General features: G+C 52.8%; 19 protein-coding genes and 1 pseudogene. 8 read left to right on the top strand and 12 right to left on the bottom strand.

The annotated features are described in order from the left end of the window. Positions 1–364: 364 nt before the first annotated feature. The 6 genes and pseudogenes from D6029_RS08325 to D6029_RS08300 form a co-directional block, all read right to left on the bottom strand. Positions 365–1,696 (bottom strand): annotated as a pseudogene (locus tag D6029_RS08325) (PepSY-associated TM helix domain-containing protein); the annotation flags it as partial. A 38-nt stretch (positions 1,697–1,734) separates the two neighbouring features. Beyond that, positions 1,735–2,160: a DUF2946 domain-containing protein gene (locus tag D6029_RS08320; RefSeq protein WP_244212389.1), complete on the bottom strand. Its 426-nt coding sequence runs from the start codon at positions 2,158–2,160 to the stop codon at positions 1,735–1,737. Between the two features lie 114 nt (positions 2,161–2,274). Further along, complete coding sequence (locus tag D6029_RS08315; RefSeq protein ID WP_120064327.1) at positions 2,275–3,330, bottom strand: NAD(P)-dependent alcohol dehydrogenase; 1,056 nt, start codon at positions 3,328–3,330, stop codon at positions 2,275–2,277. A 27-nt stretch (positions 3,331–3,357) separates the two neighbouring features. Beyond that, a complete protein-coding gene (locus D6029_RS08310) occupies positions 3,358–3,780 on the bottom strand; it encodes a (R)-mandelonitrile lyase (RefSeq protein ID WP_120064326.1) in 423 nt (140 codons plus the stop codon). Between the two features lie 178 nt (positions 3,781–3,958). Further along, a complete protein-coding gene (locus tag D6029_RS08305) occupies positions 3,959–4,525 on the bottom strand; it encodes a helix-turn-helix domain-containing protein (RefSeq protein WP_120064325.1) in 567 nt (188 codons plus the stop codon). A 234-nt stretch (positions 4,526–4,759) separates the two neighbouring features. Next, on the bottom strand, positions 4,760–5,878 hold the full coding sequence (locus D6029_RS08300; RefSeq protein ID WP_120064324.1) for a YbdK family carboxylate-amine ligase: 1,119 nt from the start codon (positions 5,876–5,878) through the stop codon (positions 4,760–4,762). Positions 5,879–6,134: 256 nt separating this feature from the next. On the opposite strand from D6029_RS08300, the gene D6029_RS08295 reads away from it, so the two are divergent. Then, positions 6,135–7,382, top strand: coding sequence for a mechanosensitive ion channel family protein (locus tag D6029_RS08295; protein WP_120064323.1), 1,248 nt, complete (start codon positions 6,135–6,137; stop codon positions 7,380–7,382). 64 nt (positions 7,383–7,446) lie between these two features. On the opposite strand, the gene D6029_RS08290 is transcribed toward D6029_RS08295, so the two are convergent. From D6029_RS08290 to D6029_RS08265, 5 genes are all read right to left on the bottom strand, one after another. Next, positions 7,447–7,701, bottom strand: a complete 255-nt coding sequence (locus tag D6029_RS08290) for a DUF1158 domain-containing protein (RefSeq protein WP_120064322.1) — start codon at positions 7,699–7,701, stop codon at positions 7,447–7,449. A gap of 98 nt (positions 7,702–7,799) precedes the next feature. Next, positions 7,800–8,453 (bottom strand): formate dehydrogenase-N subunit gamma, encoded by a 654-nt coding sequence (gene fdnI / locus D6029_RS08285; RefSeq protein ID WP_120064333.1) that lies wholly within the window; start codon positions 8,451–8,453, stop codon positions 7,800–7,802. Beyond that, complete coding sequence (gene fdxH / locus D6029_RS08280; protein ID WP_120064321.1) at positions 8,449–9,333, bottom strand: formate dehydrogenase subunit beta; 885 nt, start codon at positions 9,331–9,333, stop codon at positions 8,449–8,451. Before fdxH ends, fdnI begins: the two co-directional genes overlap by 5 nt. 11 nt (positions 9,334–9,344) lie before the next feature. After that, on the bottom strand, positions 9,345–12,392 hold the full coding sequence (gene fdnG / locus D6029_RS08275) for a formate dehydrogenase-N subunit alpha (protein ID WP_147365224.1): 3,048 nt from the start codon (positions 12,390–12,392) through the stop codon (positions 9,345–9,347). A gap of 165 nt (positions 12,393–12,557) precedes the next feature. Then, positions 12,558–13,487 carry a LysR substrate-binding domain-containing protein gene (locus D6029_RS08265; RefSeq protein WP_120064318.1) on the bottom strand — a complete coding sequence of 310 codons (930 nt, stop codon included), beginning with the start codon at positions 13,485–13,487 and terminating at the stop codon, positions 12,558–12,560. A 420-nt stretch (positions 13,488–13,907) separates the two neighbouring features. On the opposite strand from D6029_RS08265, the gene D6029_RS08260 reads away from it, so the two are divergent. The 7 genes from D6029_RS08260 to D6029_RS08230 all read left to right on the top strand — a co-directional run bounded on the left by D6029_RS08260 (position 13,908) and on the right by D6029_RS08230 (position 22,582). Beyond that, positions 13,908–14,513, top strand: coding sequence for an ankyrin repeat domain-containing protein (locus D6029_RS08260; protein ID WP_120064317.1), 606 nt, complete (start codon positions 13,908–13,910; stop codon positions 14,511–14,513). A 259-nt stretch (positions 14,514–14,772) separates the two neighbouring features. Continuing rightward, positions 14,773–15,450, top strand: coding sequence for an oxamate carbamoyltransferase subunit AllH family protein (locus tag D6029_RS08255; protein ID WP_244212388.1), 678 nt, complete (start codon positions 14,773–14,775; stop codon positions 15,448–15,450). Continuing rightward, entirely contained in the window at positions 15,428–16,978 is a 1,551-nt protein-coding gene (fdrA, locus tag D6029_RS08250; RefSeq protein ID WP_120064315.1) for an acyl-CoA synthetase FdrA, read from the top strand. The genes D6029_RS08255 and fdrA overlap by 23 nt, the downstream gene beginning before the upstream one ends. Further along, positions 16,975–18,387: a YlbE family protein gene (locus D6029_RS08245; protein WP_120064314.1), complete on the top strand. Its 1,413-nt coding sequence runs from the start codon at positions 16,975–16,977 to the stop codon at positions 18,385–18,387. Before fdrA ends, D6029_RS08245 begins: the two co-directional genes overlap by 4 nt. Before the next feature lie 12 nt (positions 18,388–18,399). Continuing rightward, entirely contained in the window at positions 18,400–19,938 is a 1,539-nt protein-coding gene (locus tag D6029_RS08240; protein ID WP_120064313.1) for a xanthine permease, read from the top strand. A gap of 289 nt (positions 19,939–20,227) precedes the next feature. Then, complete coding sequence (locus D6029_RS08235) at positions 20,228–21,178, top strand: carbamate kinase family protein (RefSeq protein WP_120064312.1); 951 nt, start codon at positions 20,228–20,230, stop codon at positions 21,176–21,178. Between the two features lie 15 nt (positions 21,179–21,193). Further along, positions 21,194–22,582 carry an amidohydrolase family protein gene (locus tag D6029_RS08230; RefSeq protein ID WP_120064311.1) on the top strand — a complete coding sequence of 463 codons (1,389 nt, stop codon included), beginning with the start codon at positions 21,194–21,196 and terminating at the stop codon, positions 22,580–22,582. 84 nt (positions 22,583–22,666) lie between these two features. Here the strand turns inward: D6029_RS08230 and D6029_RS08225 are convergent, their stop codons facing one another. Continuing rightward, positions 22,667–24,127 (bottom strand): TrkH family potassium uptake protein, encoded by a 1,461-nt coding sequence (locus D6029_RS08225; RefSeq protein WP_120064310.1) that lies wholly within the window; start codon positions 24,125–24,127, stop codon positions 22,667–22,669. Positions 24,128–24,150 lie beyond the last annotated feature (23 nt).

Raw genomic sequence — 24,150 nt, 5'->3', positions numbered from 1 at the left:
ATAAATTGCCCCAGTGTTCCCTATAAGTCAGGGTTGAGCTGCCGGGAGCAGCGAAAGAGAGCGATCCGCCGGGAGCGAGTCGCGAACGACCCTGATGTTGGGGATAAGCTGGGGTTTACCGCTTGCGGCGATTGATTTGCCGGGCGACGGGGTCGCCAGGGGGATGTCGTTATCCACCTGGCACGTTCATCGTTTTCGGGAATTAAAGAGATAACTGAACGCACGGGTGAACGGAAAATCAGCAAGGCTTGCAAATCTCACCCTGACAAAATTGCCAGGGTGATTTGTGTTAAAGAGACCGCAGGGAGAAAAACGATAATCAGGGTGAGGGTGAAAACTACGAAACCTGCAATTTCAGCGCGTTCTTGCGCCAGCGCACCACATCAACGGCGATAAACATCAGCAAACTCACGCCCATAACGGGCAGGCAGTAGCCTAACCCCAGCGCGATTAACACCACTGCCGCCCGCCATAGCTTCGGCAGCGCCAGCCACGCCTCACTCAGTGTTTGTGCGGGATTGCTCGCAGAAATCGCCGGACGCCTCAGCCACCACATCCGGTAACCGAGAATAATCATCGCGCTCAAACCGAAGCCAAATGCAGCGAGTAATAACTGGTTCGGCAAGCCAAACAGCACGCCCATATGTACGTCAATTCCCCAGCGAGTGAGTTTGGCAACCAGCGGGAAATCAGCGAAGTAGGTGCGGTCTATAACCTTGAAACCATTGGGATCGATTGCCGCTGTATCGACATGCGTCGGCCAGGCACGGTCAATTTCCGTCACTGTCCAGGCTTTGTCAGCCGAGCGAGGAGGGCGGATCTCCGTTTTACTCGACTCAATCCCTGCGGCACGTGCCGCAAGAAGCACGCGATCCCAGTTTTCATCTGCGGCGCTCGGCATCACCATTCCCGGCATCATGGCGTGATGTTCGGCATGAGGATCGTGCTGCTGATGCCCGGTTTGTGGTGCCAGGGCGGTATTCACCTGCGGCGTCATCCAGCCTAGCGAACTGCGCATTTTGTCGATATTGCCACCCGCCCACTGTGACCAGGTCAGCCCGGTCGCCGAGAAGAACAGCAACCCAAGCAGTAACGTGGCACCGAGCGTGACGTGCCAGTGGCGCGCTTTACTTTGCGGGGTTTGCCGCACTTTCAGTTTTCTTTTTGGGCGTGAAGTCAGCCACAGCACCACGCCACCGAGTGCGGCAACCCAAAGCCAGGATGCCGCCAGCTCACTGTAAATTCTGCCTGAATCGCCCAGCAGTAATCCCTGGTGAAATTTGTCGATCCACGTTCGCAACGGCAGCACGCCGCTGGTGCCATAAACCGGTAAATCGCCGTGAATTTGGAGTGTGGCAGGGGAAACAAAGATGGCGCGGGACTCCGAAGCGCCTAAAGAGGTATCGGCAAATTGCACACGGGTTGTGTCACCCGGGAGAGGAGCCGGACGCACAGCATAAAGAGTGGCATCTTCGCCGATATACTGCCGTGCAGCTGCAATTTGCAGCGAAAGCGGCTTCGCTGGGCCAGTGTCGCTGGTGCGTAAGGCATCATGATACAGCGCATTTTCAATTTGAGGCGTGAGGACGTACAACGTGCCGGTCAGCGCGGCAACGAAAATAAACGGGCCGATAAACAGGCCGATATAGAAATGCAGACGACGTAAAAGCGTCAGCAGTGAATGATTCACAGACATGATAAATCCTTATCAAATGATAATGTTAAAGGCGTTTTTTAACAATTCATCGCGACAGGAGGGGCGCGAGGCAGCGCCTCGGCGTCATCATGTTGGGAAAGAAGTGGGGCGATAACGGGTGGTGGCGGGGCGCGGGAAATACGCCAGACCAGCCAGATAAATGGAATAAACAGCCAGACGATCAGCGGAATATGCAGCAGCAACTGGCAGTAGCCGCAGGCGATATCATCCATTAACGATGCGCCCATGCCCGGCATCAGATGGGAGGATGCGGGCATTTCCATCGCACCCATTTCCATCATCATGCCGCCTGCATGGTTCATCATTGAGTGCTCGCCACTCGCTGCTGCACGTCGGTGCTCCAGTGATTTTGAAATCACCGGTGCGACAAATAGCATCAGCATCGCCAGCAAAGCGATGGCTGAAGGCCATTTATGACGTGAAAACGAGAAAAGTGACGACAACCGCGCAAACCACCAGATTCATTTGTGTTGCGCGATTGTATATGAAATGTGATATCGAAAGGGAGGCGTTAATAAAGAAAAACCCTCTCCGGTAGCCAGAGAGGGCGCAAATCATCAGGCTTTCAGCGTCGCCATATCAATCACAAAGCGGTACTTCACATCGCTTTTCAGCATCCGCTCATACGCCGCGTTGATATCTTGCATGTTGATCATTTCAATGTCCGACACAATTCCATGCTCGCCGCAAAAATCCAGCATCTCTTGCGTCTCTTTGATGCCGCCAATGCAAGAACCCGCAACCGAACGGCGGCCAGTAATCATCGGCAGCGTGCTGACTGGCGGGTCAATATTGCCGAGTAAACCGACGTACACCAGCGTGCCGTCAAGCGTCAGCGTGGGCATATACGGGTTGATATCGTGGTCATAAGGTACGGTATCGATAATCAAATCGAACTGGTTATGCACAGACACCATTTGCCCTTCATCCGTTGAAAGCACAATGTGATGCGCCCCTAAACGGCGGGCATCGTCTTCTTTGCTGGCGGAACGGGTAAACAGTGTGACTTCCGCGCCCATCGCATTCGCCAGTTTTAGCGCCATATGGCCCAGGCCGCCAAGCCCAACCACCGCGACTTTGCTGCCTTTACCCACATTCCAGTGGCGTAGCGGAGACCAGGTTGTGATGCCTGCGCACAACAATGGCGCGGCACCTTTCAAATCCATACCTTCCGGCATTCTCAGCACGAAATCTTCTGAGGCGACAATGGCTTGCGAATAGCCACCATAAGTGGGCTGGTGGTCGTGGCGATCCACGCCGTTGTATGTCTGGGTGTTGCCTTCTTCGCAATACTGTTCAAGCCCTTCTTTACAGGGATGGCAGGTGCGACAGGAGTCCACCATGCAGCCAATTCCTGCATAATCGCCCGGTTTGAATTTGGTGACATTGCTACCGACCGAGGCTACGCGACCCACGACTTCATGGCCAGGAACCACCGGATACTGGCTGAAACCCCAGTCGTTGCGGGCCTGGTGGAGGTCTGAGTGGCAAACGCCGCAGTACATCACTTCAATCACTACGTCATCAGGACGCGGTTCACGTCGCATAAACTCGAAGGGAGCCAGTGGAACTTCTGCGGACTGCGCCGCATAACCGAGCACTTTCATCGTCATGTTTGTTCTCCGGATTGAGAGGCTATTTTAAGAATGAAGGGTATCTTTTTTGTATTGATCGTCGCTGACGTGTTCCATCCACTCGACAGGGCTGCCGTTGAGTGATTCGGCAATGGCGATATGCGTCATGGCGTTGTCTGGTGTGGCCCCATGCCAGTGCTTCACGCCTTCCGGGATCCAGATGATGTCGCCCTGATTCATTGAGCGAATTTCACCGCCCCATTCCTGCAACCAGCCGTGGCCATGGGTGATAATCAGTGTTTGTCCGAGAGGGTGCGTATGCCAGGCAGTACGAGCGCCGGGTTCGAAAGTGACGGTGGCACCGCCGGTGCGGGCAGGGGGCGTGGTCTGGAAAGGTGCATCAATACGGACTCTACCTGTGAAGTAACTTTCCGGACCCGTTTGAGAAGGCTGCGATCCCGCCTGGATAATTTTCAATTTTTCTTCCATTTCTTCCTCCGCTTCGGCGCTGCTCGCCGGGGTAAGATGGACAACCGTAACTCTGAAGTATAGGAAACTCACTCAGGCTTGCCGTGTTATCCGGAAATGAAACTCTATCACCCATTAAGAATCAGAATTAGCTCACTAAATATGAAAGGAGCTATGAGCTGGATTCATGAATCAAAAGTTAGCCATGTTGAATCAGAGGATGGATAGACAAGTTACGTAAGTAATATTCATTAAAATTGGAGAAGCCACTTTTTTTGATCGCAACTTGTTTATGATGGCTGACGGTTTTGATAGATATGCCTAAACGGTCGGCAATGCTTTTATGTGCCATGCCTTCGAGTAACAAAGAGACAACTTCCACTTCACGATGCGAGTGGGTATTGCGGTAATAAAAATCAGCATTCAGTGATGAATTCTTTTTGTGCACTTTGGTAATAATGTTTTGCAGTTCATTAAGCGTCACGGTTGGCGGAATTAAAAACCCTTTAGGCGAAAAGTTGTTTAATTTCAAAATATAAAATACGTGCTTTTCAGCAATAAAATAATTAACCGTATTGGGTTCATCTTTCTGTGTTTGTAACTGTGTTAAAAGGCAGTGAAGTTTGCAGTTTGGAACGTGTTTCACTGTAATCATTACATTTAATTCACAAAGAGAGGAGACGGCTTTTTCCACGCCAGGTAACAAAAAAGAGTTATCACTAAGAATATAAATGTTTTTAACCAGGGTATTCGATGATGCAATCACTCTTTAATTCCTTTTAAGATGATGTGTTAGCGATAAGAATTCTGGCCTGCTGAGTGGCAGGCCAGATTCGTTCGGCAAAGTTATTCCGTAACTTTAACATGGTTTTATTTTAAATAAACATTTGGGTATGTTAGCTATGCTTAATAGTATATTTAACAATAGTGAATATATTTACGCGTCAGTGGCTTTGCATAAAACATTAAGGTTTAAAGTCTTAAATAGGACAGAATAAATTTATTCTGTCGCCCAAATTTCAGCATGTTCCCGCATCAGTTCAGTTAAAAGGCCACCTCCAGCGATAAATTCCCTGATGCGAAGTGTGTCACTGTCGTTATTGCGTACATAGCCTTCAATGGCTTCCAAACTCGATGCACCCTGAAGTTGTGCGGCGTAAGGTGCAAGCGTATCAAGCAGCGGCAGGATATCTTCAGCAAGGGTTCTTTGCTCGCTGGTGCGCACATCGGTCAGCACACCTTGCAGCCCAAAACGACAGGCCTGAAAACGATTAAAACGGTAGAGCAGATAATCTTCCGAACGTGGCACAAACGGACGCTCGGTCAGCAGCCAGAGCGCAAGCGCCTGTAGGAAGCCGGCAATATTCACCGCCCGCGTGATTGTCAAAGGCGTATCCATCACGCGCACTTCAATGGTGCCAAATTTCGGGCTGGGGCGAATATCCCAGTGCAAGTCTTTCATTGATTGCACAATGCTGCTGGATTCAAGGCGTTGATACATCCATTTAAATTCGTTCCAGTCGCCAACAAACGGAGCGGGGCCGTTGTCCGGGAATGCGGAGAAGATATTCAGACGTGACGAGGCGTATGTCGTATCTGCGCCCTGGATATACGGCGATGACGCTGACAGCGCAATAACGTGCGGAACAAAGCGCGATAAACCATGCAGCAAATAAATAGCGTCTTCTTCGTTCTCACAACCAATATGCACATGCTGGCCAAATACTGTAGCTTGCTTCATTAAATAACCATACAGCTCAAGCGTCTGGTTATAACGTTCGCTCTGGCAAACTTCCTGGCGTTGCCATTTTTGAAATGGATGAGTGCCGCCACCGCAAATAACCAGATGATGTTGATTGGCCGATTGCAAAACGTGGGTGCGCAAACTGGAAAGTTGGGAAGCCGCCTGTGTGATGTTGCGACACACGCCGGTGGCAATTTCCAGCATGCTTTCGGTGATGTCATGTTTCACTTCGCCTTCTGTCACCGTGTCTTTCAGCGAGGCAATCAGCAACGAAGAATCCTGGCTTAAGTCATAAGCCGGCGGATTGACTATCTGCAATTCCAGCTCAATGCCGAGTGTGTAAGGGTCAGAATGAACAAAATCACTTAAAGGCATACTCTCATCCCACAGCAAACTATTGGTGAGTTGAGTATAGTCAGCCGCTGCGAATTTGAATGGGATTCTCGCCTTTTCCGCCTGGCTGCCCCTCGAATTATTTAGAGCCTATCTCTTTATTACACTTAGGAATTATCTGTTGCAGATAATTGCAATAAAAATAATGTAAAGAACATTCAGGATATTAAAAATACCAATATAGTTGCACATGAATTCATCACCCTTCATTATATGCGTTGATTCGGAAGGAGATGTTATGAAAGATTTGGTTTCACTTTTTAGCAAATTTGGCATTGTCATTGACCAGACAACGTCCATATTTGTGGTTCTGTGTATTATTTTTGTATTCTCATTAATAGTCCATTTTATTCTACACAAAGTTGTTCTGCGTACCTTTGAAAAACGTGCAAAATCCAGTCATCATTTGTGGCTACAAATCATTACGGAAAACAAGTTATTTCATCGGGTTGCGTTAGCGCTGCAAGGTATCATCGTCAATGTGCAGGCGGTGTTGTGGCTGCAAAAAGGTACGGATATCAGCACGATTTTAATTATCTGCGCGCAGCTGTGGATAATGTTGTATTCCCTGCTGTCACTATTTTCCCTGATGGATGTTATTTATAACTTCTCACAGAAATTTACCGTTGCATCAAATATTCCGCTCAAAGGCATATTCCAGGGCGTGAAATTAATCAGCTCGATAATCATTGGCATTATGATGATTTCGCGAGTGATCGGCCAGTCGCCAGCGATTCTTATCAGCGGCCTGGGTGCGATGGCGGCGGTATTAATGTTGGTGTTTAAAGACCCTATTTTGGGTCTGGTTGCAGGGATTCAGCTTTCGGCCAACCGCATGTTAAAGCTCGGCGACTGGCTGGAAATGCCTAAATTTGGCGCTGATGGTGCGGTTACCGATATCGGCCTGACCACTGTCAAAGTGCAAAACTGGGATAACACCATTACGACTATCCCGACTTACGCACTGGTTTCAGATGCCTTTAAAAACTGGAGCGGCATGTCGCAATCTGGCGGTCGCCGTATTAAGCGCAGTATTAATATCGATACCACCAGTATTCACTTTCTTTCTGATGACGAAATACAGCGTTTAACCCAGGCAAGATTATTAAAGCCGTATATTGATTCACGCAGTAAAGAAATTGAAGACTATAACCGCACGCATAATAGCGACCGGGCTTCGGTGCTTAACGGGCGCAGAATGACGAATGTCGGAACGTTCCGCGTTTATCTGACGGAATATCTGCAAAATCATCCGCGTATTCGCAAAGACATGACCTTAATGGTTCGCCAGCTCGCACCGGGTGCTGAAGGCTTGCCGGTTGAAATTTATGCCTTTACGAATACCGTGGCATGGCTGGAATACGAAGCCATTCAGGCGGATATTTTCGAGCATATTTTTGCGGTCGTTGATGAGTTCGGATTGCGCATTCATCAGGCCCCAACGGGGAATGATATTCGCTCGATAGTGTTGCAGAACGCTTCGTAGATCGGTAACAAAGTGGTGGATGACGCGTACCGCTTATCCACCCTACGTCTCTGCATCCCATTCGCTACGCTTCCCGGTCTATCGAAAACCAGCGTTTCCAGATAAAGCGCCCCACGAAGTATTCAAGCGCGCCCAGCGCCAGAAACCACAGGCAGAAAATAATGGTGTAAAGCTGGTTCATATCCAGCAGATGGAACATCTTGATGAGCTTTTGCGCCAGTTCAACGGTCAGCGCCGGGGCCGGAAGCAGCAGGCAGGAAAAAAAAGCCAGCAGCAAAATTCCGCCAGCGCTCATCAGGGTTTCAAGAGGGTGTTTCATATATTGATATTACGCCGCAGACAAAAGCGCATTGTCCGGGAAAATAACCGCTGATTCAAATCCCCGGCACAAATGCACCGGGGAAAACCAGCAGACAATTACAAACCTTCGGTACTCTCTTTCTTCGCTTCTTTGGCAACAATCGCCCGATACCAGCGCGGATGGTGCTTCTGCGCCCAGCGGCGGCTGACTTTGCCAACGATCATCCCTTTAATCGACCCCTTCACCCAGAATGCCATATACATATGAATCAGAATCGCGTGAATCAAAATGATGGCGACGGTGGCATGAATCAGCAGGCTGTAGCGCACCAGTTTGATGGAAAAGTACGAGGCAAAATAAGGCCGCCAGATTATCACGCCGGTCACCAGCAGCACAAAAATCATGCTCATAATGGTCCAGAACATCATCTTCTGCCCGGCGTTATATTTGCCTACATCCGCCACTTTATGCTCGTTGCCTTTCAGCACTTCGACAATATTTTTAACCCACGGCCAGTCCTGCTTTTCCGGGATATTGTGATGCACGAAACGCACAAACATAAACATCAGCGCCACGAAAATCAGCACCCCAAAGAACGGGTGCAGAATGCGCCCCATCTGCGGCGTACCGAAGGTTTCCGTCAGCCATTGCAGTGTCGGGAAAAACAGCGCGATACCGGAAAGTGACACCAGGAAGAAGCAAATCACCACCGTCCAGTGGCAAGCGCGGTCGATAAATTTCGTCCTGACAATCGATTTGCTCTGCTTAATCATGATGTTCCTCCTCGTCTTCATCCACCTCTTCGTTCGGCCCGATACCGATGTAATGGAAAATCAGCCCGGCGAAGGTGGCGATAAAGCCTGCCGCCGACAGCGGTTTGAGTATCCCTTTCCACAGGTTAATCGGCACGTCGATTTGCGGATCTTTCGGCAGATTGTGGTACAGCTCCGGCTGGTCGGCGTGATGCAAAACATACATCACATGCGTGCCGCCCACGCCTTGCGGGTTGTAAACGCCCGCGTGTTCAAACCCGCGTTTTTGCAGCTTCGCCACACGCTCGTCGGCGACGTCTAACATCTCCTTTTTGGTGCCAAAATGAATGGCACCCGTCGGGCAGGTTTTCACGCAGGCTGGCTCCTGGCCGACGCTCACGCGGTCAACACACAGCGTGCATTTGTAGACGCGGTTATCGTCTTTATTCAGGCGCGGAATATTGAACGGGCAACCGGCAATACAGTAGCCGCAGCCAATACAATGTTCCGATTGAAAATCGACGATACCATTGGCGTACTGAATGATTGCGCCCGCCGACGGGCACGCCTTCAGGCAGCCCGGATCGGCGCAGTGCATGCAGCCATCCTTGCGGATCAGCCACTCCAGTTTGCCGTTTTGCGTGGTTTCGCTAAAGCGCATCAACGTCCAGGACTTAGCGCTCAAATCGGCGGGGTTATCGTAAACCCCGACGCAATGACCGACTTCATCGCGGATGTCGTTCCACTCCGAACACGCCACCTGGCAGGCTTTGCAGCCAATACAGCTTGAGACGTCAATCAGCTTGGCGACTTCTTCTTTATAGTCGCGAGCTTGCGGCGGCGGCGTAATGCTGTTGGTGGCCGAACGCTTGATAATATCCTGAGATTGCATGGACATGAGTTCGCTCCTTACGCCTTCTCAATGTTGACCAGAAACGCCTTGTACTCCGGCGTTTGCGAGTTGGCGTCACCGACCGATGGCGTGAGCGTATTGGCGAGATAGCCTTTACGCGCGGTGCCTTCAAAGCCCCAGTGCAGGGGAATCCCGACGGTTTCCACTTCCTGCCCGCCCGCGTTCAGCGTTTGCAGGCGCTGTGTGACCACCGCCACCGCGCGAATAAACCCGCGCTTGCTGCTGACTTTCACGTAGTCGCCGTTGGCGATGCCTTTGCTTTTCGCCAGTTTTTCGCTGATTTCTACAAATTGCTCGGGCTGTGCAATCGCGTTGAGGCGCGAGTGTTTCGTCCAGGTGTGGAAATGCTCGGTCAGGCGATACGTGGTGCCGACATACGGGAACTCGCTGCGTTTGCCCATGCGTTTGGCGTCGGCTTCATACAGGCGAGCCGCCGGGTTCGAGATCACATTCGGGTGCAGCGGGTTGGTGCCGAGCGGCGTTTCGAATGGTTCGTAATGTTCAGGGAACGGGCCTTCCGCCATTTTGTCGATGGCAAACAGGCGGCCTAAACCTTCCGGCTGCATGATAAACGGCCCGACGCCGCTGCCAGGTGCGGCAGTGTTGTAATCCGGGATATCGTTGCCGACCCATTTCGTGCCGTTCCACTCGATCAGCATACGTTTCGGATCCCACGGTTTACCTTGTGGGTCGGCAGACGCGCGGTTGTAGATAATGCGGCGGTTCAGCGGCCACGCCCACGCCCAGCCGAGCGTGTTGCCCAAACCAGACGGATCGGCGTTATCGCGGTTCGCCATCTGGTTGCCTTTCGCCGTCCAGCTCCCGGCGTAAATCCAGCAGGCAGAAGACGTGGAACCGTCATCGCGCATCAAGGCGAACGAGTCCAGAAGCTGGCCTTTCTTCGCCAGCAAATTACCGTTGGCATCGAACAAATCCTCCAGCGCGTAGCCGTTGTTCTCTTTGGCGACTTCTTCGGACTCAGGATGGTCTGGCTGCTCGTAGTGCCAGCCCATTTTCAGCAGAGGTTCGGCACCTTTGCCGCCTTCGGTGCGATAAAGCTCGCGGATTTTGTGATAAATCCCCGCCAGAATTTCACCGTCAGTACGCGCTTCGCCCGGTGCGTCCGCGCCTTTCCAGTGCCACTGCAACCAGCGCCCGGAGTTGGCAATCGAACCGTCTTCTTCGGCAAAACAGGTTGATGGCAAACGGAACACTTCGGTCTGAATATTCGCCGGGTTCACGTCATTCATCTCGCCGTGGTTCTGCCAGAAATTAGATGTTTCAGTGACGAGCGGATCGATAATCACCAGATATTTCAACTTGCTAAGGCTGGCGACAATCTTGTTTTTATCCGGGAATGACGCCACCGGGTTAAAGCCCTGGCAGATATAACCGCTGACTTTATTGCGGTCCATCATGTCGAAATACTTCAGCACGTCGTACGCCTGATCCCACTTCGGCAGCCAGTCGTAGCCCCAGTTGTTTTCCTTTTGCGCATCGTCGCCATAAAACGCTTTCATCAGGCTGACGAAGAACTTCGGATAGTTGCCCCAATAGTTCACCTGGCCCGGCAACGTGGCTTTTGGCGTGTTGGCAGCCAGATACGTTTGCAGATCGGCGTGCTTTTCTGACGGCAGCGTCAGATAACCCGGCAGGCTGGTGGAGAGCAGGCCGAGGTCAGTCAAACCCTGAATATTGGAGTGCCCGCGCAGGGCGTTCACGCCGCCGCCCGCCATGCCCATATTGCCGAGCAGCAACTGGATCATCGCCATAGTACGGATGTTCTGCGCGCCGACGGTGTGTTGCGTCCAGCCCAATGCGTACAAGAACGTGGTGGTGCGGTCGGCGGCGCTGGTGGAGGCCAGCACTTCGCACACTTTCAGGAAATCAGCCTGCGGCGTGCCGCAAATATGCTCGACCATTTCCGGCGTGTAGCGGGAAACGTGCTCTTTCAGCAGGTTCCACACGCAGCGCGGATTGGTCAACGTATCGTCGCGTTTCGCATAGCCGTTTTCGTCGAACTGATAATTCCAGCTGGTTTTATCGTACTGGCGTTTGGCTTCGTCATAGCCGCTAAACAGGCCGTCATCAAAGCTAAAATCATCGCGCACCAGCAGGCTGGCATTGGTGTAATGCTTAACGTATTCGGCGTTGATTTTGTTGTTGGAAATCAGGAACAGGATCACGCCCGACAGGAAAGTAATGTCGGTGCCGGAGCGGATTGGCGCATAAATATCCGCCACCGAAGCGGTGCGGGTAAAGCGCGGATCGACCACAATTAGCGTGGCGTCGTTGTTATTTTTGGCTTCCATCGCCCAGCGGAAACCCACCGGATGCGCTTCAGCGGCGTTGCCGCCCATCACCATGACAACGTTGGCGTTTTTGATATCAACCCAGTGGTTGGTCATCGCACCGCGACCAAATGTTGGAGCAAGACTTGCTACCGTTGGTCCGTGTCAGACGCGCGCCTGGTTATCAACCGCTAACATGCCCAGCGAACGGACAAATTTCTGCGTCAACATGCCGGTTTCATTGCTGGCGGCCGAAGCGCACAACATGCCGGTGGAGAGCCAGCGGTTGACCGTCACATCCTGCTCGTTCTTCTCAACGAAGTTGGCGTCGCGGTCATTTTTCATCAGGCGAGAAATGCGTGTGAACGCGTCTTCCCAACTAATCCGCTGCCATTTATCAGAGCCTGGCGCGCGGTATTCCGGGTAACGCAGGCGGCTTTCGCTATGGATATAATCCAGCAGGCCCGCGCCTTTCGGGCATAACGCCCCACGGTTCACCGGATGGTCCGGGTCACCTTCAATATGGAAAATGCTGGATTTAGCGTTTTTCGAGCCATCGCCCAGGCTATACATCAGCAAACCACAGCCTACGGAGCAGTATGTACAGGAGTTGCGGGTTTCCTTCGCGCGCAAAAGTTTAAAATTGCGCACCTCCGCGAGTGCCGCTTTGGGCGCAAACCCTAAAACAGCGGCGGTGGTTCCTGCCATCCCGCCGGCACAGATTTTGAAGAATTTTCTGCGACTGACGTCCATCGTAACCTCATTGTTATGACGTATGAATGGCGGCGAAAATACCCACATTGAGCGGTGGCTTATTGAGCAAAATCAATTCGCTATGCATTGGTTAGCGAACCGATCCTTAAGGAGTAGAAGGAAGGGAAATTCAGTAACCCTTATTAGTCTATGGATTTATGTTTTTTACTCCCGATGCAGCAAATCCCCATAAATCTCAGCCAGCAGTCCGCCCGTCGCGAACTGCTTTTTAATCCAGCGCGTGACCTGCCCGGTGGCGGCGTGTTGAGTGGCCAACAACATGCGGGAATCCTGGCGCGGGTTATTGATCTGGCGCGTCACCAGCAGGCCGCTTTCCTGGGCTTCGCGCACCATGTAATCCGGTAAAAAACCGACGCCTTCGCCCAAAATCTGGCACTGGCATTTAGTGTTGAAATCCGGCACCAGAATCGCTTCTTGTCCGTGTAGCAGCCAGCCGACCTTTTTATTCAGCGTCAGCGCGGTGTCTTCAACCATGATATTTGGATACAGGCGCAACTGGCTTTCTGAAATCGGCTCCGGCATAAACGCCAGCGGGTGCGTCGGGGCAATGGCAAACTCCCAGCGAATCGCGCCAATTTCGGTGTAATCAATGCCGCCGCCGTCGAGCAGCGTATCGGGCGCACCAATCGCGATATTCGCCTGGTTATTAATAATCGCGTCCCACACGCCGTTATATACCTCTGTGGTGATGGTAATCAGGCAGGTAGGGAATTGTTTCTTAAGGATTTGCAGCAGTTTTGCGGTGTGGCGCGGCGTGTAAAGCAGCTGATTAATACAGATGCGAACTTTCACTTCGATGCCTTGCGAAATGGTATCGACGCCGCGCTTGATGGCGTGGAAGTCGTTCAGCAGTTCGGTGGCTTTGCGGTAAAAATAGTAGCCGGATTCAGTCAGTTCAATGCTGCGGGTGTTGCGCACGAACAGTACGACATCGAGGTAAGTCTCGATGCGTTTGATGGTGTAACTGATGGCAGAAGTGGTGACGCCCAACTCCTCGGCGGCTTTGCTAAAGCTTAAGAGGCGTGCAGCGGTGGTGAATGCCAGCAGGTTTTCTTCGGTAAAAATGGAGTTCATGTGCCTCTCCTGTCAGTCCTTTTGTTGGATGACGCTTCGCTTATCCAACCTACAAAACCCGTCCGATGTGCTTCCAACGCTATTGTTGAATGTATTTGTATTCCTTATGATCCCCGCTCTTTCCTTGAACCATATTTAACACTGCTGTTACAACTGATTTGAAGAGCATCACACTTCTCAGATCTGCTTTGACCCGCTTTTGACAAGGCTTCACACGGTGACTGCCAGTTGACACTAACGCCTGCCGAAAGCTGTTTTATCATAGGCAAAAGATTGCGCTGAGCCTCATTTTTCTCACATTGTTGAGCATTGTTCAACAATGCTGTCATTAACGATGAATGATTTTTAAACGGATGTTAATACCCGCGCAGTGTTGCTATTCTCAATTCATCGCAAATAGCAAAGTATGGGAGTAAGGATATGTCTCAGAAAGAACTCATTGCACAATTTCTAAATGCCGCAGAGCTTGGCAACCTGGAAAATTTAAAACAATGCCTTAGCGATGGCGTGGATATTAACGCCACCAACCGCCAGGGGCGCACCGCCATTACCCTCGCCAGCCTGCATAAAAAATATGACTGTGTGGAATATTTAATTGCCGCCGGTGCCGATATTAATCAACAAGACCAAACCTGTTTTAACCCTTTCTTACTTAGTTGCCTGAATAACGACCTGACATTATTGCGTTTGGTTTTACCGGCAAACCCAGATTTAAATTGCTTATCTCGTTTCGGTGGCGTGGGAATTACGCCCGCCAGTGAAAAAGGTCACGTTGAAATTGTCCGTGAATTAGTCACTCACACCGACATTAACGTTAATCACACCAACTTTGTGGGCTGGACGCCATTGCTCGAAGCCATTGTGTTAAACGACGGCGGGGCGAAACAGCAAGAGATCGTTAAACTGCTGCTCGACCACGGTGCGAACCCGCACATGACCGACAAATACGGTAAATCGCCACTCGAATTGGCGCGTGAAAAAGGCTATCACGAGATTGCCGAATTGCTGGTGAACGCCGGAGCTTAAACACAGGAGATGCACTATCGCCAGCCACATTCAGCGGCAGTGCCTCTTTGCTCAAACGGCAGATAGCGCCTTTTATGCGCATGAATTATCAGAAGTTACAGACGGTTATATCGAGCAGGTTTTTTCCCGAGCGGTGAATATTCACCTTCCCGCAAGGCAACAGATTTTAACCCTGCTCAGTACCGACTGTGATAACGCCCCCAATAGCTGCCGTTTAGCACTTGAGCATTGCCAGAATCTTTTTAAGCCCGGCGAACGGGTGAGTTTTCATCAAAGCGGCATTGAGATTGGCACCGACAAACGCATTGATTTCTCGCGTTGTACACGCTGGCAACCGGATGCCCTTTATTTAACGCAGGAACGAATAAACCAAACCGACTGGCAAACTCTCGCGCAAATAACGTGGGCCAGCGTGGAACAAAGCGAATCATTATTTTATTACCATGGCGATAATATTTTTTATCAGGAAATGAGTCGCTTGCTACAACTCCATCGGGTTCAGCTAATTTCCGCGTTACGCACAGGGAATCGCAGCGCGATTGAAAATGAAATAAGTGGATTATTAGGTTTAGGGATCGGTTTAACGCCGACGGGTGATGATTATCTGGCAGGCTTAAGTGCCATTTTATTTATTGCCGGGCATTCCGCAGTGAAATATCGCGAATGTTTTATTTCTGTGCTGGAGAAAGAAAAACATAAAACCACGCTGTTAAGTGCGATTACGCTGCGTGAAGCCATTGAACAACGCTATCGTGAAACGATTTATCGCTTTATTGAACGGGTCGTGACGGGTGAATTAAATCATATTCAGCAGTCGATTCGCGAAATTAAAAAAATAGGATCGAGTTCGGGCAGCGACATGCTTTGCGGCATGGCGGACGCCTTCGCTTTGACCCGAAATAACGGAGGGAATTATGTCGACCAGGATTATCATTAAAAAGAATACCTACTTTGATTCTGTCTCATTGATGTCTATTTCAACCAAAGCCAACCAGCTTGAAGGCGTGGAACAGGCGTTCGTCGCGATGGCGACCGAGATGAACAAAGGGGTGCTGAAAAACCTCGGCTTGTTAAACGACGAACTCGAGCAGGCCAAAAACGGCGACCTGATGATTGTCATCAAAGGGGCGAGCGAGGCGGCAAACGAGGCCACGCTTGCCTCCATCGAAGGATTCTTCACGCGCAAAGACAACGGCGGCTCACGCCACGAAGCCCGCTACGCCACCCTTGCCAGCGCACATCACAACATCCCGGAAAGCAACCTCGCGGTGATTTCAGTCAACGGCGCATTTGCGGCCCGTGAAGCCCGTCAGGCGCTGGAAAACGACCTCAACGTAATGCTGTTTTCCGACAACGTTTCTCTTGATGACGAACTGGCCCTCAAGCAACTCGCCCACAGCAAAGGGCTGTTAATGATGGGGCCGGACTGCGGCACCGCGATTATTAATGGCGCAGGTTTATGCTTTGCCAACGAAGTGCGTCGCGGTTCCATCGGCATCGTCGGCGCATCCGGCACCGGCAGCCAGGAACTCAGCGTGCGCATTCACGAATTTGGCGGCGGTATTTCTCAGCTCATCGGCACTGGCGGGCGTGATTTAAGCGAGAAAATCGGCGGCATCATGATGCTCGACGCTATCGCCATGCTGGAAGCTGACGCGCAAACCGAAGTGATCGTGCTGATTTCCAAACCGCCAGCCGACTCCGTTGCCCGCAAAGTGCTGGAGCGCGCGCAGGCTTGCCGCAAACCGGTGGTTGTCTGTTTCCTCGGGAACGGCGAAACGCGTCCCGACGAACCGGGCTTGCAGTTTGCCCGCGCCACCAAAGAAGCGGCGCTGAAAGCCGTGTTGCTCACCGGCATCAAAAAAGAGTCGCTGGATTTACACCCGCTGAACTGGCCGCTTATCGAAGAAGTTCGCGCCCGCCTGAAACCTGAGCAGAAGTACATTCGTGCGCTGTTCTGCGGCGGCACGCTGTGCGATGAAGCGATGTTCGCGGCACTGGAAAAACACCCCGACGTTTACAGCAATATCCAGCCGAACCCGGAATATCGCCTGAAAGACGTGAACGTTAGCGTCGCTCACACCTTCCTCGATTTTGGCGATGACGATTTCACCAACGGCAAACCGCACCCAATGATTGACCCGACCAACCGCATCAGCCGCCTGCTGCAAGAAGCGCGCGACCCGGAAGTGGGCGTGATCGTGATGGATTTCGTGCTCGGTTACGGCTCTCACGAAAACCCGGTCGGCGTGATGCTCGACGCCATCAAAGAAGCCAAAGCCATTGCCGCCTGCGATTCCCGCAACCTCGAAATTCTCGGCTACGTGCTGGGCACAGATTTGGACACGCCAAATCTGGCGCAGCAATGCCAGATGTTGACCGATGCCGGAGTGATTTGGGCAAGTAGCAGCACCAACACCGGCCTGCTGGCGCGTGAATTTGTTTGCAAGGAGAAAGCACAATGAGCCTGTTTAACCAACCGCTGAACGTGATTAACGTCGGCATTGCGCTGTTTAGCGATGATTTGAAAAAGCAGAGTGTTCCCGTCACGCAACTGGACTGGACGCCGCCGGGGCAGGGCAATCTGGCCGTGGTGAACGCGCTGGATTCCATTGCCGCAACAGGGCTTGCCGAAAAAGTCGCGGCTGCCAACCAACTGGCCGTCGAGCGCATTATCCAGTCGCAGCCGGTTTTAATCGGTTACGACCAGGCGATTAACGTGGTGCCGGGCATGACGCGCAACACTATTTTGCACGCCGGGCCGCCGGTTGCCTGGGAAAACATGTGCGGCGCGATGAAAGGCGCCGTCACCGGGGCGCTGGTGTTTGAAGGGCTGGCGGCGAACATTGATGAAGCCGCGCAGCTTGCCGCGTCGGGCGAAATTATCTTCTCGCCGTGCCACGAGCACGACTGCGTAGGTTCGATGGCGGGCGTGACATCCGCCTCGATGTTCATGCATATCGTCGAAAACAAAACCTACGGCAACCGCGCATACACCAACCTCAGCGAGCAAATGGCGAAAATCCTGCGCATGGGGGCCAACGACCAGAGCGTGATCGACCGTTTGATTTGGATGCGCGATGTGCTCGGCCCAATGTTGCGCGATGCGATGAAGCTCGCAGGGGAAATCGATTTACGTTTGATGCTGGCGCAGGCGCTGCATATGGGCGACGAGTGCCATAACCGCAACAACGCAGGCACCACGCTGCTGATTCAGGCGCTGACGCCGTGGATTATCCAGACCAGGTTCACCGTCGCACAGCAAAAAGAAGTGTTCGATTTTGTCGCCAGCAGTGATTACTTCTCCGGCCCGACATGGATGGCGATGTGCAAAGCGGCGATGGACGCGGCGCACGGCATCGAATACAGCACCGTGGTGACGACGATGGCGCGTAACGGCGTGGAGTTTGGCCTGCGGGTTAGCGGCTTGCCGGGGCAGTGGTTTACCGGCCCGGCGCAGCAGGTGATCGGCCCAATGTTTGCTGGCTACAAACCGGCAGATTCCGGGCTGGATATCGGCGACAGCGCAATCACCGAAACCTACGGCATCGGCGGTTTTGCGATGGCGACGGCTCCGGCGATTGTGGCGCTGGTGGGCGGCACCGTGGACGAAGCTGTTGATTTCTCACGCCAGATGCGCGAAATCACCCTCGGTGAAAACCCGAACGTCACCATTCCGCTGCTCTCGTTTATGGGGATCCCGACCGCGATTGATATCACACGCGTCGGCAACAGCGGCATTTTGCCGGTGATCAACACCGCCATTGCCCACAAAGACGCGGGTATCGGCATGATTGGCGCCGGAATTGTCCATCCGCCGTTCGAATGTTTTGAGAAGGCTCTGCTCGCCTTTGGTGAGCGTTACTCTTTCTAAGGGAAACACCCGATGACAAACGTAAAGCTTGAATGGAAACGCGGTGACTGGGCGGCATATTTCGGGTTGATGACCAACAACTTGACTAACTTGCTGACCATGATGGGGTTACTCATTTTTGTGGTGGGGATCCCGACTGAGATTGTTTATGGGCGTATTGCGCCAGCCTTCGGGATGGCGGTGCTGGTGGCGAGCGTTTGCTACGCCTGGTTTGGCCTGCAACTGGCAAAAGAAACTGGGCGCAAAGATGTGACCGCGCTGCCTTCCGGGCCAAGCGCGCCGTCCATTTTTACCGTCACGTTTTTGGTGCTGATGCCGGTCTACCAGCAAACGGGCGACGCCGAGTTTGCGATCCAGATTGGCCTGGTGTGGTGCTTTGTTGAAGCGATGATTCTGGTGGGCGGTTCGTTCCTCGGCGAAACCATCCGCAAGATGATCCCGCGTACCGTTCTGCTGTCGTGTTTGTCGGGCTTAGGTTTGTTGCTGCTGGCGATGAACCCGATGCTGCAAGCGTTTGAAGCGCCGACGGTTTCTTTCATCGTTTTGCTGCTTATCTTCATTAACTGGTTTGGCAAAAAGCCGATTTTTGCCCGTATTCCTACTGGCTTATTGCTGCTGGTGGCGGGTACGGCGCTGGCGTGGATTTCTGGCCTGCAAAGCCCGGAAGCGATTAAAGCGTCGATGTCGTCATTCGGCTTTAACCCGCCGTCGATTCATGTGGATAGCTTCCTGCAAGGCTTGCCGCACGCGCTGCCGTATCTGGCGTCAGCGGTTCCGTTGGGGCTGGCGAACTACATTTTTGACCTGGAAAACATCGAAAGCGCCCACGCGGCGGGTGACGAATACAACACTCGCAAAGTGATGCTGACCAACGGCCTGGCCTCTACGCTCGGCTGCCTGATGGGCAACCCGTTCCCGGTGACGGTGTACGTCGGCCACGCGGGCTGGAAAGCAATGGGCGCAAGCATCGGTTACACGCTGGCGTCGGGCGTGACAATGTTTATCGTGCCGCTGTTCGGGCTTGGGGCGTTCATGCTCGCCATTATTCCGATGACCGCGATTGTGCCGATTCTGGTGTTTATCGGCGTGGTGACCGCCAACCAGGTGGTGCGCGAAACGCCGAAAATCGAGGTGCCGGTGATCTTCATCTGCCTGTTCCCGTGGATTGCCAACTGGGCGCTGACCATGGTGAACAGCGTGATGGCGGCGGCGGGCACAACGGCTGCGAAAATCGGCCCGGAAGCGCTGGCGCACAAAGGCGTGTTTTATCAAGGTCTGGTGCATTTGGGGAACGGCGCACCGCTCGCCAGCATGTTGTGGGGTTGCGTGGCGATATTCGCGATTATCAACAAGCCGTTACGTGGCGCAGTAGCCGCGGCAGTCGGCGCATTGCTGGCGTTGTTTGGCGTGATTCACGCGCCAATGGTCGGCTTTGCGCAGGGCAGTTCGCTGATGTTTGTGACGGCGTATTTGATGATGGGCGCGATGTTTGTGGTGAAGCATGTGCTCGACCGCCGTGAAGCGGCTTCTGAGGTTGCGACTTCGGTATAAGTTTCCCCCCTCACCCTAACCCTCTCCCAGGGGAGAGGGGACTGTCCGGTGTTCTCCGTCCCCATGGGAGAGGGGACTGTCCGGTGTTCTCCGTCCCCAGGGGAGAGGGGACTGTCCGGTGTTCCCCCTCCCCAGGGGGGAGGGGATTGTCCGGTGTTTTCCCTCTCCTGGGGAGAGGGGACTGTCCGGTATTCTCCCTCTCCTGGGGTGAGGGGATTGTCCGGTGTTCTCCCTCTCCTGGGGGAGAGGGCCGGGGTGAGGGCGTCCGTACCCTACAAGGATAAAAACAATGAAACAGCTCGTGGTTGTGGCGATTGGCGGCAACAGCATCATCAAAGATAACGCCAGCCAGTCGGTTGAACATCAGCAAATCGCAGTCAAAGAAGTCGCGCAAACGGTGCTGGAAATGCTCTCGTCGGACTACGACATTGTGCTGACTCACGGCAACGGCCCGCAGGTCGGACTCGATCTGCGCCGTGCGGAAATCGCCCATGAGAAAGAAGGCTTACCGCTCACGCCGCTGGCGAACTGCGTGGCCGATACTCAAGGCGGCATCGGCTATTTAATCCAGCAGGCGCTGAACAACCGCCTCGGAAAATGCGGCGACAAAAAAGCTGTCACCGTGATTACCCAGGTTGAAGTGGATAAAAACGATCCCAACTTCACCAACCCGACCAAACCGATTGGCGCGTTCTTTAGCGAGCAGCAGTGCGAAGCGCTGAAAGCCGCGCACCCGGACTGGCAGTTTATCGAAGACTCCGGGCGCGGATATCGCCGTGTAGTTGCCTCGCCAGAACCGAAACGCATTGTCGAAGCCGATGCCATCAGCACGCTAATCAAACAAGGTTTTGTGGTGATTGGCGCGGGCGGCGGCGGGATTCCGGTGGTTCGTAGCGAGCAGGGCGACTACCAAAGTGTCGATGCGGTTATCGACAAAGATCTCTCTACGGCGCTGCTGGCCCGCGAAGTGAATGCTGACATTCTGGTGATAACTACTGGTGTTGAGAAAGTGTGTATTCACTTTGGCAAGCCTGAGCAACGCGCCCTCGATGAAGTCACCGTCACACAAATGGCGCTGTATAGCGAAGAAGGCCACTTCCCGCCAGGCAGCATGTTGCCAAAAATTACCGCCAGCCTTGCGTTCCTGCGCAACGGCGGCAAACGCGTGATTATCACCACCCCGGAAAAGTTGCCCGCCGCCCTGCGTGGCGAAACGGGCACGCATATTGTGAATGATTAAGAGTGGGAGAACTCGATGAATAATGCAGAAAAAAGCCGCCGTGAATTTCTGAGCGGCGGCGGTAAAGTCGCGGCGGCCTGCGCACTCTTTGGCGCGACAGGCTCGATGGCGTATGCTGCGAAACCAGCTTCCATCGCCTGTGAAACGGACAACCGCATGAGCGCCATTAAAGAATCCCATTACTATCTCGATAACGTGCTGCTGGAATCCGGTTTTGCACGCGACGGGCAAAACATTGTCGGCACCCAAACCGAGCTGCAAACGCTTGAGATTAAAGACGGCAAAATTGCGGCGTTGCTCGCAAATAAACAGCATCCGGACGCCACGCTGGCCCATTATGACGCCGCCGGGAAATTGCTGCTGCCCGCGATGCGCGACATGCATATTCACCTCGATAAAACCTTCTATGGCGGCCCCTGGCGCGTGCATAACCGCCCGGCGGGAACCACCATTCTGGATATGATTGCCCTCGAGCAAAAACTCTTGCCTGAGCTGCAACCTGTCACGCAGGAGCGGGCTGAAAAACTGATTGATTTGATTCAGTCGAAAGGCTCGACCATTGCCCGCAGCCATTGCAACGTGGAGCCGGTTTCCGGGCTGAAAAACCTTGAAAATTTGCAGGCGGTATTAGAGCGCCGTAAAGCTGGTTTTAGCTGTGAAATCGTCGCGTTCCCACAGCACGGTTTGCTGCACTCGAACTCCGTTCAACTGATGCGCGACGCGATGCAAGCAGGCGCTCACTATGTTGGCGGGCTGGATCCAACCAACGTTGACGGCGCAATGGAAAAGTCGCTCGATACCATGTTCCAGATTGCTATCGACTACAAAAAAGGCGTCGATATTCACCTGCACGAAACCAGCCCGGCGGGCATTGCGGCGGTCAATTACATGGTGGAAACGGTGGAGAAAACCCCGGAGCTGAAAGGCAAAGTCACCATCAGCCACGCTTTTGCCCTGGCGATGATGAACGAGCAAGAAGTCGACGCCATCGCCACCCGCATGGCGGCGCAGCAAATCACCATCGCCTCCACGGTTCCGATTGGCACGATGCATATGCCGCTCAAGCAGCTACAAGAAAAGGGCGTGTTTGTGATGACCGGCACCGACAGTGTGATTGACCACTGGTCGCCGTATGGCCTGGGCGACATGCTGGAAAAAGCCAATTTGTACGCGCAACTCTACATGCGTGTGAGCGAGCTGAACCTGTCACGCTCGCTGGCGATTGCCACCGGAAATGTGCTGCCACTCAATGACAAAGGCGAGCGCGTGTGGCCGAAAGCGCAGGATGAAGCGAGCTTTGTGCTGGTGGACGCGTCCTGTTCTGCCGAAGCCGTGGCGCGGATTTCGCCACGCACCGCGACGTTCCATAAAGGCAATTTGGTTTGGGGGAAATTGAGCGTGTAGTTTTGTCGGATGACGCTGGCGCTTATCCGAGCTACCCCAGAACGGGCAGCGTCATCCACCATTTATGCCCGTTCTGTCTGATAATTAACTCCGCCAGAACGTCCTGGAAAACAAAATCAATACGGGATAAATCTCAAGTCGTCCTAATAACATCGCCGCGCACATTAAATATTTCGCACTGTCACTTAACGTCCCAAAACCCGCCGCCGTTTCGCCAAAACCTAACCCCATATTATTAATACAGGCGGCGACGGTGGCGAAGGAAGTTAATAAGTCATAGCCCTGTAAATTCAGCATCCAGATAAAAAAGATCGTGCACACCACGTAGAGAAAGAAAAAGCTCCACACCGAGCGTAATACCCGGTCGTTCACCGGCGAATTGCCGATGCGGATACTCATAATCGCGCGTGGGTGGGCAAGTTGATGGACTTCATGGCGAGTCTGTTTGAATAACACCAGGAAACGCAGCGCTTTGATCCCGCCGCACGTAGACCCTACGCAGCCGCCAAAGAAACTGGCCGATAGCAGCAGGACGATGGTGTGTACCGGCCAGGAGGCGTAATCGCTGGTCGACAGCCCGTTGTCGGTAATCATTGAGCTGGTGAGAAAAAAGGCGTGAACGAAAGAAGCGGGCAGCGCGTACATCCCGGCGCGCCAGACTTCGAGTGTGATGATTAAAATCACCACGCTTGCGACTAACAGGAAGAACTTTAGCTCGGCACTTTTCAGGAACGGTTTGATGCTACGCCGCGCGAGGGCGACAAAATAGAGCGTGAAGTTGATGGCGGAGAGCAATGAAAATGCCCCAGCGACCAGTTCGATGGCGTAACTGTCATAAAAGCCGATGCTTTCTGTTCGCGTCGAAAATCCGCCTAATGAGACGGTAGAAAGGCCGTGGCAAAGCGCATCGAAGAACGGCATTCCTGCGAGCTTGTACGCAATAGTACATGCGCCGCCGAGCAGTAAATAAGTCAGCCACAGGCTTTTGGCGGTATCCGCGAGGCGTGGGGTGAGACGCTCTTCTTTAAATGGCCCAGGCATTTCGGACTGATAAAGTTTCATGCCCCCAATACCGAGCAGCGGTAGCACGGCAACTGCCAGCACGATGACACCGAGGCCACCGACGAAGTTGAGCTGCGCGCGATAATAAAGAATCGACTTGGGCAAATGGCCAACATCATTGAAAACAGTCGCTCCGGTGGTGGTTATCCCCGAAACCCCTTCAAATATGGCATCTGCTAAAGAGACGTTATAGCTGTCATCAAGCCACAGCGGCATGGCGCTGATCACCGAAAACAGCAGCCAAAACATGACGATGATGATAAATCCATCGCGAGTTTCGAGCTGAATATTGGACTTGCCGGTCATCACCCAGCACAAGCTTCCAAGAGTAAAAGTGATGATAAAGGTATAAAGAAAGCCAAACAGACTGCGTTCTTTTTCGACTAAAGCCAGCAACATGGGCGGGATCATGGTCAAACTGTATAGAACTACCAGAAACGCACAAAGGTGAATCACAATTCTAAAGCGGGTTGATATATACATATTTAGGTATATCAATCAGAAAT

Source organism: Buttiauxella izardii (assembly GCF_003601925.1).
Classification (GTDB): Bacteria; Pseudomonadota; Gammaproteobacteria; order Enterobacterales; family Enterobacteriaceae; genus Buttiauxella; species Buttiauxella izardii.
Note: the sequence above shows the minus strand (reverse complement) of the source record. Positions and strands in the feature narration are given on the sequence as shown.